14 protein-coding genes and 1 riboswitch are annotated in these 17,338 nt (G+C 63.7%); of the genes, 4 read left to right on the top strand and 10 right to left on the bottom strand.

Features of this window, described 5'->3' with window-relative positions:
* Nucleotides 1–61: 61 nt before the first annotated feature.
* From OKW20_RS24020 to OKW20_RS24000, 5 genes are all read right to left on the bottom strand, one after another.
* Nucleotides 62–1,300: a multidrug effflux MFS transporter gene (locus OKW20_RS24020; RefSeq protein WP_429176239.1), complete on the bottom strand. Its 1,239-nt coding sequence runs from the start codon at nucleotides 1,298–1,300 to the stop codon at nucleotides 62–64.
* Nucleotides 1,297–1,800: a MarR family winged helix-turn-helix transcriptional regulator gene (locus tag OKW20_RS24015; protein WP_043622328.1), complete on the bottom strand. Its 504-nt coding sequence runs from the start codon at nucleotides 1,798–1,800 to the stop codon at nucleotides 1,297–1,299. Before OKW20_RS24015 ends, OKW20_RS24020 begins: the two co-directional genes overlap by 4 nt.
* Before the next feature lie 159 nt (nucleotides 1,801–1,959).
* A complete protein-coding gene (locus tag OKW20_RS24010; RefSeq protein ID WP_043622272.1) occupies nucleotides 1,960–3,786 on the bottom strand; it encodes an ABC-F family ATP-binding cassette domain-containing protein in 1,827 nt (608 codons plus the stop codon).
* 3 nt (nucleotides 3,787–3,789) lie between these two features.
* The gene (locus OKW20_RS24005) at nucleotides 3,790–4,440 is read right to left on the bottom strand and encodes a thiamine diphosphokinase (RefSeq protein ID WP_043622326.1); all 651 of its coding nucleotides are present in this window, start codon (nucleotides 4,438–4,440) and stop codon (nucleotides 3,790–3,792) included.
* A gap of 84 nt (nucleotides 4,441–4,524) precedes the next feature.
* Nucleotides 4,525–5,010: a GNAT family N-acetyltransferase gene (locus tag OKW20_RS24000; protein WP_429176235.1), complete on the bottom strand. Its 486-nt coding sequence runs from the start codon at nucleotides 5,008–5,010 to the stop codon at nucleotides 4,525–4,527.
* A 133-nt stretch (nucleotides 5,011–5,143) separates the two neighbouring features.
* Nucleotides 5,144–5,262, top strand: a riboswitch (TPP riboswitch).
* A 51-nt stretch (nucleotides 5,263–5,313) separates the two neighbouring features.
* Between OKW20_RS24000 and thiB the strand changes: the two genes are divergently transcribed.
* The 4 genes from thiB to OKW20_RS23980 all read left to right on the top strand — a co-directional run bounded on the left by thiB (nucleotide 5,314) and on the right by OKW20_RS23980 (nucleotide 10,503).
* Nucleotides 5,314–6,342, top strand: coding sequence for a thiamine ABC transporter substrate binding subunit (gene thiB, locus OKW20_RS23995; protein ID WP_429176232.1), 1,029 nt, complete (start codon nucleotides 5,314–5,316; stop codon nucleotides 6,340–6,342).
* 7 nt (nucleotides 6,343–6,349) lie between these two features.
* Entirely contained in the window at nucleotides 6,350–7,975 is a 1,626-nt protein-coding gene (gene thiP, locus OKW20_RS23990; protein WP_429176229.1) for a thiamine/thiamine pyrophosphate ABC transporter permease ThiP, read from the top strand.
* Nucleotides 7,972–8,691, top strand: a complete 720-nt coding sequence (gene thiQ, locus OKW20_RS23985) for a thiamine ABC transporter ATP-binding protein (protein ID WP_429176223.1) — start codon at nucleotides 7,972–7,974, stop codon at nucleotides 8,689–8,691. The genes thiP and thiQ overlap by 4 nt, the downstream gene beginning before the upstream one ends.
* A gap of 300 nt (nucleotides 8,692–8,991) precedes the next feature.
* On the top strand, nucleotides 8,992–10,503 hold the full coding sequence (locus OKW20_RS23980) for a M48 family metalloprotease (protein ID WP_192451061.1): 1,512 nt from the start codon (nucleotides 8,992–8,994) through the stop codon (nucleotides 10,501–10,503).
* A gap of 194 nt (nucleotides 10,504–10,697) precedes the next feature.
* Here the strand turns inward: OKW20_RS23980 and OKW20_RS23975 are convergent, their stop codons facing one another.
* The 5 genes from OKW20_RS23975 to OKW20_RS23955 form a co-directional block, all read right to left on the bottom strand.
* On the bottom strand, nucleotides 10,698–11,564 hold the full coding sequence (locus tag OKW20_RS23975; protein ID WP_429176220.1) for an RNA polymerase factor sigma-32: 867 nt from the start codon (nucleotides 11,562–11,564) through the stop codon (nucleotides 10,698–10,700).
* Nucleotides 11,565–11,872: 308 nt separating this feature from the next.
* Nucleotides 11,873–12,442 carry a CarD family transcriptional regulator gene (locus OKW20_RS23970; protein ID WP_034802893.1) on the bottom strand — a complete coding sequence of 190 codons (570 nt, stop codon included), beginning with the start codon at nucleotides 12,440–12,442 and terminating at the stop codon, nucleotides 11,873–11,875.
* A 410-nt stretch (nucleotides 12,443–12,852) separates the two neighbouring features.
* A complete protein-coding gene (gene fdxA / locus OKW20_RS23965) occupies nucleotides 12,853–13,191 on the bottom strand; it encodes a ferredoxin FdxA (RefSeq protein ID WP_034802896.1) in 339 nt (112 codons plus the stop codon).
* Between the two features lie 270 nt (nucleotides 13,192–13,461).
* Nucleotides 13,462–13,875 carry an RNA-binding S4 domain-containing protein gene (locus OKW20_RS23960; RefSeq protein WP_429176204.1) on the bottom strand — a complete coding sequence of 138 codons (414 nt, stop codon included), beginning with the start codon at nucleotides 13,873–13,875 and terminating at the stop codon, nucleotides 13,462–13,464.
* A gap of 8 nt (nucleotides 13,876–13,883) precedes the next feature.
* The gene (locus OKW20_RS23955; protein ID WP_429176202.1) at nucleotides 13,884–16,940 is read right to left on the bottom strand and encodes a helicase-related protein; all 3,057 of its coding nucleotides are present in this window, start codon (nucleotides 16,938–16,940) and stop codon (nucleotides 13,884–13,886) included.
* Between the last annotated feature and the right edge of the window lie 398 nt (nucleotides 16,941–17,338).

Genomic DNA, 17,338 nt, shown 5'->3' with positions numbered 1-17,338 from the left:
GCCGCTTTCCAGTGAAGAAAAAAGCCTCCGCGATCCTTTCGCGGAGGCTTTTTCGTGCCCATTACTCTGCCGCTTGCTGCAACGGATCCTTGCGCTCGACCGGCGCGTCCAGCGGACGCAGCCGAATGGTACGGCGATACCAGACATAGCTCACGATACAGACGAGGCCGAAGCATGGAATGATCGTGCCGAGCGCCGTCACCGGAACGCCGACTACAGCGGCGATCGCGCCTCCGAGCAGCCCCGATCCCATCTGCACGAAACCCATCATCGCCGAGGCCGTACCGGCGATCGCGGGAAATGGCGCCATCGCCGCCGTCATCATGTAGGGCATGACGAAGGCGATGCCGAAGGAATAGATACCGATCGGCAGCATGACCGAGAGGAAGCTCGGCACGATCAGGTGCATGCTGTAGCCAAGCGCGAGGCTGGCCGCACCGATGAAGAAAAGGCCGGCCGGCACCAGCGCCTGCGGCGTAAACCGGCGCAGCAGAAACCGCACCGTCACCGCACCCGAAAAGAACAGGCCGGACTGCATCAGCATGCCCACGCCGAACTCGGTCGGCGTCAGACCCACTTCGTTGATGAGCACGAAGGGCAGCATCGTCGCCCAGGCATAGAGCGCGCCGACGGCGCCGGCGATGACGAGGGTGGAGGAAATGAAGCGGCTGTCGGAAAGAAGCGAGCGATAGGCGTCAAGGATCGGCTTCAGATGCCCCTTGCTCGGATCGGGTGTCGCGGTCTCGGCCATGAAGAACTGCACGGTGAGGCAGGCCATGGCCGCAAAGCCGACCATCAGGAAGAAGATCGACTGCCAGCCGAAGAGCCCGAGCGCCAGACCGCCGAGCGTCGGCGAAAAGGCCGGCCCCAGCGCCAGCATCATGCCGATCATGTTCATGATGCGGGCGGCTTCGACCCCGGTGAACTGGTCGCGCACGATCGCGCGCGCCACGGTCATCCCGACGGAGGCGCCGATGCCCTGCACCAGGCGGCCGGCCAAAAGCACCGCGACGGAAGGCGCAAAGGCCGCCATCAGGCTGCCGACGAGGTAGATGGCCATGAAAATCAGCGTCGCGCGCCGGCGTCCGATCACGTCGGAAAGCGTGCCGGAGACAAGCTGGGCGAAGGCGAAACCCGCAAAATAGAGCGACAGCGTCATCTTGATCGCCGCTTCGCTTGAGGAGAAGGCACGCACCAGTTCCGGCATCGCCGGCGTGTAGAGCGCCATGGAAACGGGGCCGAGCGCCACCAGGAAGGCGCCGATGATGCTTGTGCGCCGCTCGCTCATGCGACGCGTCATTGCGCGGCTCCGACCCGAACCTCGGCCTTCTCCGCTGTATCCTTGCCCGCAAGGCACGGATCGAGCTGACGCAGATTGTCACGCAGGATGCGTAGGTTGGAACAGAGAAGCGCGCGCGCTTCCGCATCCAGCCCCTCGGTATAGGCATCCATCATTTCGCGAAGCCCGGTCATCAGCTCGTTGAGCAGCGGACCCGCCTTTTCGGTGATGATGACATTCTTGGCGCGACGATCCGCCGGATCGGGAACACGGGCGACGAGCCCGTTCGTCTCCAGCCGGTCGAGATAGGCCGACAGCGTCATCGGCTCGATGCCCATGCGCGTTGCGATTTCGGCCTGTTTGATGCCCTCGGTAAGCGCCGCCTGGATCAGCGTGCGCGCCTCGCCGGGCGTGATGCCCAGGTCCATGGCATTGACCTTACGGTCGAAGGCCCCGCGCAAGAGGCGCGAGACATCGGTCAGAAGCATTCCAATGGTTTCGGATTCTAGCTTGAAGGGCATCATGATCGTTCACAGGTGATATAATAAGTTTTACTTATCATAGCATCTGATAACGTTCAACGCGGCAAGCCATCTTTCCCTTACCAGTTTAACGGTAAAACCCGCAAGGATTCAACGTATTACCTTCGCATTCACGCATGAAGCCGTCGTGGTTGCGCGTCAGCCCTCGAGCTCCTCGCGCAGCATCTCGAGCTCCAGCCATTCCTCTTCCATGCGAGCGAGGTCGGCACGCAGCTTTTCCAGTTCCTGTGCCAGTTTCGCAAAAGCATTTGGATCTTTTGTGAAGAGGTTGGGATCCGCCATCTTTTCTTCGCGCTTGGCAGCCTCGGCCTCCGCCTTGGCGATCTCCTTCGGCAGGTTTTCGAGCGCGAACTTCTGCTTGTAGGAAAGCTTGCCCTTGGCAGCCTTCGGCGCTTCGGCCGTGGGTGCGGCTGCATCGGCCTTGGCCTTCTCCGCCTTCTCGGCCTTGCGCTTCTCCTCGATCGCGCCCTTGCGCTGCGCCATCATGTCGGAATAGCCGCCGGCATACTCGATCCAGCGCCCATCCGGCGCCTCCGGATTGGCTGGTGCGATCGTCGAGGTGACGGTGCGGTCGAGGAAGTCGCGGTCGTGGCTGACGAGGATCACCGTTCCGGCAAAGCCGGCAACGATCTCCTGCAGCAGGTCGAGCGTCTCGATGTCGAGATCGTTGGTCGGCTCGTCGAGGATCAGAAGGTTCGTCGCCCGCGCGAGAATGCGCGCCAGCATCAGCCTTGCGCGCTCGCCGCCCGAAAGCTCACGGATCGGGGTGCGCGCCTGCTCCGGCTGGAACAAGAAGTCCTTCATGTAGCCGGTAACGTGGCGCTGCTCGCCATTGACCAGCAGGTTGTCGCCGCGCCCGTCCGTCAGGTAGTGCGCCAGCGTATCGTCGAGATTGAGGTCTTCGCGCTTCTGGTCGAGCGTCGCGATTTCCAGATTTGTGCCGAGCTTGACCGTGCCCGTGTCCGGCTCGATCTGTCCGGTCAGTATCTTCAGGAGCGTCGTCTTGCCGGCACCGTTCGGGCCGACGAGACCGATGCGGTCGCCGCGGTGCACGCGGATCGAGAACGGCGCGACGATTGTGCGCTCGCCATAGGCCTTGGTGATCTTCTCGGCCTCGATCACCAGCTTGCCGGATTCCTTGGCGTCGGCGGCAGTCGCCTGCACGGTGCCCTGCGGCCCCTTGTGGCCGCGATAGGTCGCCCGCATGGTCTGCAGCTCGCCGAGGCGGCGCATGTTGCGCTTGCGCCGCGCGGTCACGCCGTAGCGCAGCCAATGTTCCTCGCGCTCAATCGCCTTGCCGAGCTTGTGCTGCTCCAGCTCCTCGGCCTCCAGCACCTCGTCGCGCCAGGCCTCGAAATGGGCAAAGCCACGGTCGAGGCGACGGGACTGACCACGGTCGAGCCAGACGGTGGCGGTCGAGACCTTTTCCAGGAAGCGCCGGTCGTGCGAGATCAGCACCAGCGCCGAGCGGCTGCGGATCAGTTCGTCTTCCAGCCATTCGATCGTCGGCAGATCGAGATGGTTGGTCGGCTCGTCGAGCAAAAGGATGTCCGGCTCCGGCGCCATGACGCGGGCAAGTGCTGCGCGACGCGCTTCGCCGCCGGAAAGGCGCTTGGGATCCTCTTCGCCGGTCAGCCCCAGATGCTGCAGCAGATAGGCGACGCGATAGGGATCGTCGCTCGGGCCGAGGCCCGCCTCGGCATAGGCCTGCACCGTGTCGTAACCGTCGAAATCCGGCGCCTGGTGCAGATAGCGGATGGTTGCCGAGGGATGGCGGAACACTTCGCCCGACTGCGCCTCTGCAAGGCCCGCGGCGATCTTCATCAGCGTCGATTTGCCCGAGCCGTTGCGGCCGACCAGGCAGATCTTGTCGCCCGGCTCCACTTGAAAATTGGCGCCGGCAAGCAGCGGCGTGCCGCCAAAGGTGAGGAAGATATCGTCGAGTTTCAGAATGGGAGGCGCCAAGGCTCAGGCTCCGGAAAGGTCATAGGGGCGGGCAAGCACGAGGGCACGGCCGCTCTTGAGAGTGAAGCGAAGGTGACCCTCCGCAACGTTGGAAACGGTTCGGGACGAGCCGAACGGCAGGGTGAAATCGTCGAGCGGATAACGCGCATTGACGATCGAAAGACCGGTCAGCTCGGTCAACCCGAGGACCGAGAAGAGGCAGCCCTTGGGCAGGTCGACTTCGAGCGAGCCGGCCAGCAGCGGATAGGCCTCTTCCTCGCCCGACGTCATCAACACCGAAAGCCCACGCTCGGCAAGGGCGACGGCATGAAGCAGATGCATGAACGCATGATCACTGCGGGTGCCGCCGAGCGCGCCGGCGAAGATCAGGCGATCGGCCCCGCGCGACAGCGCCGCCTCGACCGCGATCTCACCGTCCGTCGCGGCCTTTGCCGCCGGATAGGGCTCGCGCGGAACCGAGGCGTAGTCCGCAAGAAGGGCTTCCTCGGTCGAGTCGAAATCACCGACCCAGACATCGGGCACGATGCCGAGCAGCCGCGCATGGCGCATGCCGCCATCAGCCGCGATGAAGCGACTTGCGGCCAGCTGGTGAGCCAGCCGGTCGGTCAGCGAAAGGGCGCCGCCAAGCAGAATGGTGAAGGTCGATCGAGCCATGGCAAAGCCCATAGCGCAAAGGACCGCCGAAGGAAAACGAAGAAAACCGTCGGGCGACCGGTTCTTAAGATTTTGGTCAGACCGTCAATGCCCCTCGGGCACCGGATCGGGGAACAGCATGCCGGCATAAACGCCGGGGGTCGAATCCGGAATCTCGACGGCCCCGGCCACCCGCTCGTAGAACTTCGCCGGCCCGACACCGCCGATAATCGCGTAGCCGTAGCCGGCCTCGCGCATGGCCGTCAGGCTTGCAAGCAGCAGCGCCTCGCCGATCCCCTGTCCGCGCATGCCTTCGTCGACACCGGTCGGACCGAAGAAGCCGAGCGCCGTCACGTCGTGGCAGGAAAAGCCGACGATCTTTTCCTCATGGACTGCGACATGCATACGCGTCGGGGTCGAGGAAAAGGCGGCTTCCGCCTCGCCAGCCCATCCGGCGCCAAAGGTCTTTTCGATCCAGGACACGACAAGGCGGCGCTCCGGCGCCATGGCGCGGCGAATGCTGATGTCAGGACCAAGCTTCGACTGAGGCTCAGCCGGCAGGGCATAAAGTCGAACGAGCATATCGGGCATGACATTTCCTCCTCGCTGCCGTTGTGTAGCGCAGTTGGCGGCTTACGCAAACACGCGCCGTCGTGCCGGCCAGCCGCCCTTGCTTCCCCGCAAACATCGCTTGCCTTGGGGCCTTGGCAGCGGTAAATCTCTTGCCGCTCTAACGGGGTGCCTCCCGACCGCACAGCGGCCGGAGGCTGAGAGGCGTCAAAACGCCAACCCGCGGAACCTGATCCGGCTCATACCGGCGGAGGGATTAGACGCGATCGGATCGATACGCCCTTTTCCCATGCAACAACGAACTTTGGGAGAGAGGTCCTCGCCATGTCCAATTCATCGCAGCTCACATTCTTTAGCCGGCTAGCCCTTGCGGCCACCGCAAGCCTCGTTTTTTCCGGCGTCGCGATCGCCGCCGACAAGACGCTGACGGTCTATACCTATGAGAGTTTCATCACCGAATGGGGACCGGGCGCCAAGGTTGCAGAAGCCTTCGAGAAGACCTGCGAGTGCAAGGTCAACTATGTCGGCGTCGCCGACGGCGTCGAGCTGCTCACCCGCCTGAAGCTCGAAGGCGAGGCTTCCAAGGCCGACATCGTGCTCGGCCTCGACACCAACCTGGTTGCGGAAGCCAAGGAAACGGGCTTCTTCGCGCCGCACGGCATCGAGGCAACCGGCGTCACCGTGCCCGGGAACTTCTCCGACGACACCTTCCTGCCCTATGACTACGGCCACTTTGCCGTCGTCTACGACACCGAGACGCTGAAGACGCCACCGAAGAGCCTGAAGGAACTGGTCGAAGGCGACCCGTCGCAGAAGATCGTCGTCGAGGACCCGCGCACCTCGACGCCGGGCCTCGGCCTCCTGCTCTGGGTCAAGGCCGTCTATGGCGACGAGGCGGGTGCTGCCTGGGCGAAGCTGAAGGACCGCGTCCTGACCGTCACTCCCGGCTGGTCGGAAGCCTATGGCCTCTTCACCAAGGGCGAGGCGCCGATGGTGCTCTCCTACACCACGTCGCCGGCCTACCACATGGTCGCGGAAAACACCGAGCGCTATCAGGCGGCTGCCTTCTCCGAAGGCCACTACATCCAGATCGAAGTCGCCGGCATGACCAAGAACGCCAAGGAGCCGGAACTGGCAAAGCAGTTCCTCGCCTTCATGACCGGTCCGGACTTCCAGTCGATCATCCCGACGACCAACTGGATGATGCCGGTCGCAGCCACCAAGGAGCCTCTGCCGGACGCCTTCAACAAGCTGGTCAAGCCGGATAACACCTTCCTCCTGCCCTCGGAGGAAGTCGCCAAGAACCGCAAGGCCTGGATCGACGAATGGCTCGCCGCCATGAGCAAGAACTGAGGCCGGATTGTTCGCACTGCGCGAAAATCGCATGACAGTGGTCGCCGGGGCAGCCTGCCTCGGCGCCTTCGTCCTTTTCGTCGGCCTCGCGATCGTCGCCTTGCTGAGCCAGACGGGCGGCGCGAGCGACGATGCGCTGTTCGACGCCTACATCTGGCGCGTCACCCGCTTCACCCTGCTGCAGGCGACACTCTCGACGCTGCTGTCGGTGCTCTTTGCCATCCCCGTCGCCCGGGCGCTGGCGCGACGGCCGCAGTTTCCCGGCCGCATCTGGCTCTTGCGCCTGATGGCGCTGCCGCTCGGACTGCCAGTTCTCGTCGGCGCACTCGGGCTGATCGAGATCTGGGGGCGCCAGGGCTTCCTCAATTCCGGCCTGCGCTGGCTCGGCCTCGCGCAGCCCGTGAGCATTTACGGCCTGTTCGGCATCCTGCTCGCCCACGTCTTCTTCAACATGCCGCTTGCGGCGCGCCTGTTCCTGGCCGGGCTCGAGCGCATCCCCGCCGAATACTGGCGCAGCGCCGCCAATCTCGGCATGCCGTCGCGCGCGCTCTTCCGCTTCATCGAATGGCCCGTCCTGCGCGGCCTGCTTCCGGGTGCCGCCGGCCTTGTCTTCATGCTCTGCGCCACCAGCTTCACCCTCGTGTTGACGCTCGGCGGCGGGCCTGCGGCCAGCACAATCGAAGTGGCAATCTACCAGGCGCTGCGCTTCGATTTCGATCCGCCCCGCGCGATCGCGCTATCGGCCCTGCAGATCGCCATGACCGGCCTGCTGCTGTTCCTGGTTCGTTATCTGGCGACCGAGCCGGAAGAGGGCATGACCGGTGGCCGCACCGTGCGCCGCTTCGATGGCGCATCCAGGATCGCGCACCTGAGCGATGCCGCCTGGATCGCCCTTGCCTTTCTGTTTCTCGGCGCACCGCTGGTCGCCGTCCTCATCTCCGGCCTCGAAGCCGATCTGCTGAAGCTCGCGCGCGACCCGGCGGTGCACCGGGCGCTACTGACCAGCGCGGCAATCGCGCTCGCCTCGGCCCTCGCCTCCGTCACCATGGCGGCCGTGATGATCCGTGCAGCCGCGACCGTCACCGCGCCGCGTCACGCGACGTCGCTCGCCCGCGGTTTCGCCGGCGCCATCGGCGCCAGCACCTCGCTGATCCTGCTGGTGCCGCCCGTGGTACTTGGCGCCGGCTGGTTCCTTCTGCTGCGTCCCTTCGGCGATGTCGCGCGTTTTGCGCCCGTTATCGTCGTGGCGATCAATGCGCTGATGGCGCTTCCCTTCATCCATCGCATCCTCGCGCCGGCAATGGCGACCCATGCGGCGCGGTCGGAACGGCTGACGGCAAGCCTTGGCATCCGTGGTTTTAATCGCCTGCGATGGATCGACTTTCCAGCGCTGCGCAAGCCGCTGCTGATGGCACTTTCCTTCGCCATGGCGCTGTCGCTCGGCGACCTCGGCGCCGTCGCCCTCTTCGGCAGCCAGGACATGGTGACGCTGCCCTGGCTGCTCTACAGCCGCATGGGCAGCTACCGCACCGCCGACGCTGCCGGTCTCGCCCTTTTCCTCGGGCTTCTGTGCCTGATCTTCACCATCCTCGGCACGGCGAATGACAGCCGGCCGGAAAGACGCAAAGCATGACCCACCCCGTCCCCGCGATAGAGCTGCGCGATGTCGAGGTCCGTTTCGAAACGGCCGCGCTCACCTTCGATTGCACGATTGCCACCGGTGGCATCGTCGCCGTCGCCGGTGCGTCGGGCTCCGGCAAGTCGACGCTGCTCCACCTTATTGCCGGGTTCGAGGATCCCGATCGCGGCGAGGTCCGCATTCTCGGCGAGAACGTGGCCAACCGGGCGCCGTCGGAACGGCCGGTCTCGATGATCTTCCAGGACAACAACCTTTTCGCCCATCTCGACGTCGCGACCAATATCGGCCTCGGCATCGACCCGGCGCTTCGATTGACCGCGACCGACCGCGAGAAGATTGAAGACGCGCTCCGCCGCGTCGGGCTCGAAGGCTTCGGGAAAAGGCTGCCGCCGACGCTTTCCGGCGGCGAACGCCAGCGTGTCGCTCTTGCCCGGGCGCTTGTGCGAAAGCGCCCGCTGCTGCTGCTCGACGAACCCTTCGCGGCGCTTGATCCCGGCATGCGCGCCGGTATGCGCACGCTCCTGCGGGAACTGCACGCGGAGGAAGGCAACACGATCCTGATGATCACGCACCAGCCCGAAGACGTGAAAGCCCTGGCCGACAGCGTGCTTTTTCTCGACCAGGGGCGTATCATCGCAAACGATACCCTCGACCGTTTCCTGGAGCGGCGGGATAATGCGGCGATCGACCGCTTTCTCGGCAATACTTGAAGGACGGATCGGATTCACCGCGCCCTTGGCCGGTTGCCACAATTTGACCGCGGCGCCATGCGACGCGCGAAATATCCGGCAAGGCGCGAATATTCCCGCATCCGTTGCCGTGATACCACGGGGCAACTATTTCTACCGAGACAAACTAGGCAGGTGGCGCTGAAATCAGATACAGCAAGACCAGGACTGAAAGGTCGCGGCAGGGCAACGCTGCCGGGCTGAAAAAGTAGGACTTTCAACGCTGTCGTTCCACGTTTCCGCAGGATGCGGGCGGAGCGACGGACGGAAACGGGCTGAGGCATGGAGAGGCATACAGTCACACACGACCGCATCCCGCCGACGGGCGGACGGCTGCGTGGACGCGCCGTGGTTGCATTGCTTGCGACCACGCTCCTTTCCGCATGCCAATCCGTGATCGAGCAGACTTATCAGCCGACGGTTTCGCCTTCCTCCAATCCGCAGATCGTCGAGGAAGTCCAGAAGAACGATCCGCGGGCACAGTTGGGCGCGCGCGAACATCCGCGTATCGTCGCAAGCTACGGCGGCGAGTACAAGGACGCCAAGACCGAGCGCCTGGTGGCGCGCATCACCGGCGCGCTGACGGCGGTCTCCGAGAATCCGCAGCAGTCCTATCGCATCACCATCCTGAATTCGCCGGCGATCAACGCCTTCGCGCTGCCTGGCGGCTATCTCTACGTCACCCGCGGCCTGCTGGCGCTTGCCAATGACGCCTCCGAGGTCGCAGCCGTGCTGTCGCACGAAATGGCCCACGTCACCGCCAATCATGGCATCGAGAGGCAGCAACGCGAGGAAGCGGAAGTGATCGCCAGCCGGGTGGTCTCCGAGGTGCTGTCCTCCGATATCGCCGGCAAGCAGGCACTCGCCCGCGGCAAGCTCCGGCTCGCGGCCTTCTCGCGCAACCAGGAACTCCAGGCCGACGTGATCGGCGTGCGCATGCTCGGCGAGGCCGGCTACGACCCCTATGCCGCCGCGCGCTTCCTCGACTCGATGGCCGCCTATAGCCGCTTCACAGCGGTCGATCCGGAATCCGACCAGAGCCTCGACTTCCTGTCGAGCCACCCGAACGCGCCCCAGCGTGTCGACCTCGCGCGCCGGCATGCCCGTGCCTTCGGTCCGGAAGGCACCAGCGGCGACCGCGGGCGCGACTACTATCTCGCCGGCATCGACGGCCTGCTCTATGGCGACAGCCCGCAAGAAGGCTATGTGCGCGGGCAGACCTTCCTGCACGGCCAACTCGGCATCCGCTTCGACGTGCCCGCCGGATTCCAGATCGACAACAAGGCCGAGGCGGTGCTGGCGACCGGCGCCGGCGACATCGCCGTGCGCTTCGACGGCGTCGCCGACACGGGCGGCCGAAGCCTGACCGATTATATCGCCAGCGGTTGGGTAACGGGCCTGAAGCCCGATACGATCCGGCAGATCAGCGTCAACGGCCTGGAAGCCGCAACCGCGCGCGCCTCCGCCGACCGTTGGGATTTCGACGTGACGGTCATTCGTATCGATACGCGGATCTACCGCTTCCTGACCGCCGTGCCCAAGGGATCGAACGCGCTCGAGCCGACCGCAAACCAGTTGCGCACCTCGTTCCGCCGCATGACGGCCGCTGAGACGCAGTCGCTGAAGCCGCTGCGGATCCGGGTCGTGACCGTCCGGCCCGGCGATACGATCACCACGTTGTCGGCCCGCATGATGGGAACCGACCGCAAGCTCGACCTCTTCCGGGTGATCAATGCGATGCAGGTCAGCTCGACGATAAAGCCGGGCGACAAGGTGAAGATCGTTTCCGAGTAGCGTGAGGCAGTCGCGGCGGCAGCGCGTTGGTGCGCGCGTGATTGCCTGCCGTCTGTAAGGCAAGCACGCCGCTGGGTGCCTCTACGATTGCCCAAAAAGCCCAGCACCAATCGTCTCATTGCCAAACCATCAACGGGCAGCCCGGCTCAGTGCCGGGTCGCCGAGCACAGCACTGGCGTGGCGGCATCAGGCGGTCAATGAATACCCGCGGTCAACGCCGGCGCTCTCGTCGCGAGCGCCGCCCGCAGCTTTTCCAGAGCCCGGGTTTCGATCTGCCGCACGCGTTCCTTGGAAATGCCGAGATCGATGCCGAGCTCTTCGAGCGTCGCCCCTTCTTCCGTCAGCCGCCGGGCGCGGATGATGCGCATCTCGCGCTCCGTCAGCGCTCCCAGCGCATCGCGCAACCAGACGCGGGCCCGTTCGCCATCGATCATCTCGCTCACCTGCTCGTCCGGCAACGGCGCGTCGCTGGCGAGGAAATCGAGCCGTTCACCGCCATCGGAATCGCTGCCGCCGACCGGCGCCTGCAGCGAGGTGTCGCTGCCGGAAAGCCGCGCATCCATCGTCTGCACGTCAGCGATGCTGACACCGAGGGCGACGGCGATCTCCTCATGCATAGCCTGCGATGTAAGCTGCCTGTCACCCTGGGCAAGCCGGGCACGAAGGCGCCGAAGGTTGAAGAACAGGGCCTTCTGCGCAGAGCTGGTGCCACCGCGGACGATAGACCAGTTGCGCAGGACGTAGTCCTGCATCGACGCCCGGATCCACCAGGTGGCATAGGTCGAGAAGCGGACCTCGCGGCTCGGCTCGAAACGGGCTGCCGCCTCCAGGAGACCGATATGGCCCTCCTGGACGAGGTCACCCATCGGCAGGCCGAAATTGCGAAACTTCGCGGCCATCGAGATCACCAGGCGCATATGCGACATGGCGATCTTGTTGCGGGCTTCCTGATCGTTGTCGTTTCGCCAGGCTTGCGCCAGCTTATGCTCCTCGTCGCGCTCGAGATAGGGCGCCTCCATTGCGATCTTGATCATCCGCCGGTCTGCAGTGAGAGTCTTCATCGATCACTCCGTGACTGGCGCCGGGCGCCATTGCGTGTGAAGTCCAAAAGGCCGGACGGAGAAGATGTCCGGCAGCAGGGGCGTCTCGCGCCGCGATGTCGAAACTTGAAGAAACGACGCGGCGCCCTAACTTCCAAGTCACGAACCTGAACGGTGACGAAGCACAGAACCAAGATCGCCCGGCGCGCAAGCGGCGCGTTTCTGCCGGCTTTTATAAATGCGCGCAGGCGGCAAAAGTTCCACGCGATCAAAGAAAAAGCCCGGCGCGATGGCCGGGCTTTTTGGTAGTCTCGGTGCAGTCGGACGGCTTATGCAGCTTCGTCCTGAGCGTCGTCTTCGTCGATAGCCTTGCCGCGCTTCGGACCCTTGCTGAGATTGGCCTCGACGAGGCGAACAGCTTCGGTTTCCGACATCTTGTTGACGGCAGCGATTTCGCGCGCCATGCGGTCGAGGGCAGCTTCATAGAGCTGGCGTTCGGAATAGGACTGTTCCGGCTGGTTTTCGGCGCGGTAGAGGTCGCGCACGACTTCCGCGATGGAAATCAGGTCGCCGGAATTGATCTTGGCATCGTATTCCTGGGCGCGGCGCGACCACATGGTGCGCTTCACGCGAGCCTTGCCCTGCACAACCTTCAACGCGCGGTCGACGAAATCGGTTTCGGAGAGCTTGCGCATACCGATGCTGACGGCCTTGGCCACCGGCACTTTCAGGCGCATCTTGTCCTTCTCGAAATCGATGACAAAAAGCTCAAGCTTCATGCCGGCGACTTCCTGCTCTTCGATCGCCACGATCTGGCCAACACCGTGGGCCGGATAGACGATCGATTCACCGGTCTTGAAGCCCTGGCGTGTCGAAGATTTTTTCTGCTGGGTCGTCATTCGTTTCAAAAACTCCCTGTTTCGCGCCGGCCATTCTGGCCGGGGCCGGGTCAGTGAGGCCCGGGATAGACGGGGATACCGCCGGGTGGGTACATCCTGGTCCGTCCAAGGAATGCAAACAGCCTCATAAAATGCGGTCACAACAGAGCAACGCCATGTTGCGTACTAGGGAGAAACCGCGTTTTGGAGATCGTTTGCTTTCGTGATGGTTTTCGGGCGCGCAAAAACACCCTCTGTGGATCAGTAGAAGGAACCTATCACAAAAAAGTGCCGAAATCAATAATTTGCTGCATGGCAGCCATCAAGCCACCATTCTCGCAACTGCGAGCGCGGCTCGTGTTTTCCCCAGCTTTGCGCCCGGGAGCAGTTCTGCTTCGTCAGGCTCGGCGAACGGTGGCGACCGTTTCGTCTCAGTCGCCCTGGCCCGGCTCGGTCGAGAAGAACTTCTCGTACTTGCCTTCGACGCCGTCCATTTCCTTCGCTTCCGGCATCGGATCGCGCTTGACGGTGATGTTCGGCCACTTCGAAGCGAAATCCGCGTTCAGTTTCAGCCACATATCAAGGCCCGGCTCGGTATCCGGCTTGATCGCCTCGGCAGGACATTCCGGTTCGCAAACGCCACAGTCGATGCACTCGTCAGGATGAATGACGAGGAAATTCTCACCCTCGTAGAAGCAATCCACGGGGCAGACTTCGACACAGTCGGTATACTTGCAGCGAATGCAATTGTCGGTCACGACATACGTCATGAGGTACTCCAGCCGATGCTCACGTTTGATGGCAGACGGCAATCAATGGTGATGCTCGTCGTCCGCGCATGCTAGGAATGTCCGGCGCGCATAGCTGCCGAAGCAAACCCGATGCACCCAACGTGGGTCTGTCAGGTAAAGGCTTTATGGACCCTTTGCAAGAATATTCAATGCGCGAAACGCCACGGCAAAGGCAGAGTTTTCTAAAGGCTGTCGCGCAAAAGCGCTTAGTGTTTTGCAGCCAGGGGCCGGTAGGGAATGAGACGCCCTTCAGTCGTCGCGGCGATCGAAATCGGGCTTCAGCCGGTCGGTTTCCCGCCGCTCCTTCTTCGTCGGCCGGCCTGCGCCACGTTCACGCGTGGCAAGCTCGTAGGCCGACAATTTCTCCTTCGGCTGCTCCGGCGTCAGATCGTCGTAAAGCAGGCGCGCTTCCTCATAGGGACCGCGCCGCTCGCCCGGGCCAAGGACCCGGACGATCAGGCTGCGCCGGTCGAGCGCGAGTTCGAGCATATCGCCCGTCTTCAATTGAAACGAAGACTGCGTCACGCGCTCGTCGTTGACGGCGACGCGGCCATCCTCGATCGCCTTTTGCGCAAGCGATCGGGATTTGATCAGCCGCGTGAAAAACAGCCACTTGTCGAGACGCTGGCGCGAGGCCGGGTTGGACGCAGGCTGTTTTTCCATGGTCTACCTTACTTCTTCATCTGCTCCTTGAGAGCAGCAAGCTTGGCGAAGGGCGAATCCGGATCCACCGGCTTTTCGCGACGCGGCGGACGCGACTCGAACTTGCCCTGGCCCGGCTTGCCGCCGCGGTCGTGACGATCATGACGATCGCCGCGTTCCTGACGCGGCCCGCCTTCCGGCTTGCCACCGTCATGACGCTTACCACGCGCCTGCTGACCACCCTTGCGGCCGCCTTCACGTCCTTCGCCCTGGCCCTGGCCTTGACCACGCCCGTGGCGCTGACCGCCGCGACGCTGTTCACCCTCGTGGCGGCCACCGCCCTGGCGCTGGTTGTCCTGGCGGGTGCCGGGACGCCAGAGCAGAACGGGCTTGGCTTCTACCGGCTCACCGGTGTCCGTAACTTGGGTCTCCGTCGCCTGCGCCTCAGCAGGCTGAGCTTCGACGGCCACGTCCGCTTCGGGCTTCTCGCCTTCCGCGGCAGGCGCCTCGACGACTGCAGTCTCGGCTTCAGCCGCACTGTCGCCGGCATCGGCATCATCGACGGCGGAAGCCGGCTCGGAAGCGGCGGCAGCAACGGCAGCACCACCATCCTGGCCAGCGAGGAAGGCCTGAGCCTCCTCGGCCTTGACGCTGTCTGCGCGGTAGCCGAGGCCCTTCAGGATCTCTTCCATGTCGTCGGGCGTCGCGCCGAGGATCGAGAGCATCGAGGTGGTCGCGGTAAAGCGACGGCCGTCATAGGCGCCTTCCGGACGCGGCTGCGTGCCCGGCTTCCACTGCAGGAGCGGCCGGATGAGATCGGCGAGGCGCTCGAGGATATCGATGCGCACCGCGCGCTTTCCGAGGAAGCGGAAACCGGCCAGCTTGTAGAAGGTCCGCTCGAAGGACGGATCGGTAACAACAGACGTACGACCGGCTGCGAGCATCGGGATGAGGTCGCCATAGCCCGGCTTGTCGAGGCCGTCGTTCTTCAGCGCCCAGAGGAGCGTGATGAGTTCGGCCGGAGCCGGCTTCAGCAGCGCCGGCAGGAAGATGTGGTAGGCGCCGAAGCGAACGCCGTATTTGCGGATCGAAGCGCGGCCGTCCTGGTCGAGCGACTTGACGTCGTCGGCGACATCGCGGCGGAAGAGCACGCCGAGGTTCTCGACGAGCTGGAAAGCGAGGCCCTTGGCGAGACCTTCGAGATCCTCGGCGCGCGAGATATCGTCGAGCGGCTTCAAGACCGTGCCGATGTGATGGTTCACGAAACGCTCGATGCGCGCCAGAACATGCTCGCGGGCGTTCGCCTGCAGCTGATCGTCAGCCAGAAGGATGACGCGCGGGCGCATGACGTGGTCGCTTGCCGTCAGACGGGCGACGGGATCGCCGAGCCAGCGCACCAGACCATCCGACGAAAGCGCCAGGTCGTTGTTGCCGGAAGCATGCAGCCGCGCGGCGCGTGCTTCGAACTCGAGCGCCAGCGCCTTCTGGGCAGCACCCTGCACAGCCTTGGCATCCGGGCCATCGCCGCCGGTCGCCAGCGTAAACCGGAAACCGGTTAGTTGTCCTACGTGGTGTCCTTCGACGAAGACATCACCATTCACACTGATTTCAGCTTCCAGCATAGCATTCTCTCTCAGGCGCTTCATGAGCACAGATGTCCTGCGATCAACAAAGCGTTTCGTCAACCGTTCATGTAGTGCGTCGGATAATCGATCTTCAATTTCCCGCGTCTTTTCTTGCCAGTGTGTCGGATCGGCCAGCCATCCGGGCCGGTTCGACACATAAGTCCATGTCCTGATCTGCGCGATTCGCGCCGAAAGTGTGTCGATCTCACCGTCCGTATGATCGGCACGCCTGACCTGCTCGGCCATGAAATCTTCGTTTACGGTACCGCGGCGGACAAGATCCGCGTAGATCGTCGAGATCAAGTCGGCATGTTGAGCCGGTGTAATGCGCCGATAGTCCGGCAGCGCGCAGGCTTCCCACAGTTTTTCCACCCGCTCGGCATTGGTCGTGATGTCGACGACCTCGGGATAGCGGGCCAAATGCTCGAACGCCTGCTGGTCTACCGCAGGTAGCGCCCGGGCAAGGCCGGGAACCGTCGGCGCGGCCTCAAGACTCTTCTTCAGAGCGGCGATCGAAGCGTAGTCGAAAGCCTTCGAGCGCCACTGCAGCACCTTCACCGGATCGAACTCATGCGCTTCGATGCGATGGACGAGTTCGTTGTCGAAGGGATCGACACGGCCGGTCACACCGAACGTACCGTCGCGCAAATGCCGGCCGGCGCGGCCGGCGATCTGCGCAAGCTCCGCCGGATTGAGATTGCGGAACTGATAGCCGTCGAACTTCCGGTCCTGCGCAAAGGCGACATGGTCGACGTCGAGATTGAGCCCCATGCCGATCGCGTCGGTCGCGACCAGGTATTCGACGTCGCCTTCCTGGTAAAGCGCCACCTGGGCATTGCGCGTGCGCGGCGACAGTGCGCCGAGAACGACGGCGGCACCGCCGCGCTGGCGGCGGATCAGCTCGGCGATCGCATAGACTTCGTCGGCCGAGAAGGCGACGATTGCGGTGCGGTGCGGCAGGCGGGTGATCTTCTTCGAACCGGCATAGAGCAGCTGCGACATGCGCGGCCGCTCGACCACGGTGATGCCGGGCAGCAAATGCTCGAGGATCGGCCGCATCGTTCCGGCACCGAGCAGCAGCGTCTCGCCGCGGCCGCGCAGGTGCAGGATCCGGTCGGTGAAGATGTGGCCGCGCTCGAGATCTCCGGCAAGCTGCACTTCATCGATCGCCACGAAGGAGGCCGTCGTCTCGCGCGGCATCGCTTCGACGGTGCAGACCGAATAGCGCGCCCGGTGCGGCGTGATCTTTTCCTCGCCGGTGATCAGCGCGACGTTGTGATGGCCGACCCTTTCGACCAGGCGCGTATAGACCTCGCGCGCCAAGAGGCGCAGCGGCAGACCGATGACGCCGCTGTCGTGCGCAATCATGCGCTCGATCGCGTAATGCGTCTTGCCGGTATTGGTGGGCCCGAGCACCGCGGTGACGCCGCGGCCGCTCAGGATCATGGGGTGAACGGACACGTCATCGATCCCGGGCATTCAGAAATTACGGCAGCGTCTTTTCACGCTGGCGGCAAACACATGCCCACGCACCGAGCCAAACGCAAGGGGCGCAGACAACTAAAACCATCGCTTGGCATCTCTCAGCCCATTGCACCACCTGTTGTGGTCGGCACAATCGACAATTGGAACAGCCGTGGAACGAATCGGCGACGAATCGACGACTCATTGTGATTCACTGTATGTTCACGACTACATATAGATTTCAACACCGAACGTTGCACCACATGCTGAATCTGGCAATGATTCCGCCCATCAGGCGCTTTGGCGTACAACAAACCCGGCTCTGCCATTGCCTGACAGGTCCAAGGATTCCGAATCCAAGACTCTGGAAAGCCTAGAAAATTTTTCACGAAATT

Source organism: Ensifer sp. LBL, assembly GCF_050435225.1.
GTDB lineage: Bacteria > Pseudomonadota > Alphaproteobacteria > Rhizobiales > Rhizobiaceae > Ensifer.
This window is presented reverse-complemented; position numbering and strand designations above follow the sequence as displayed.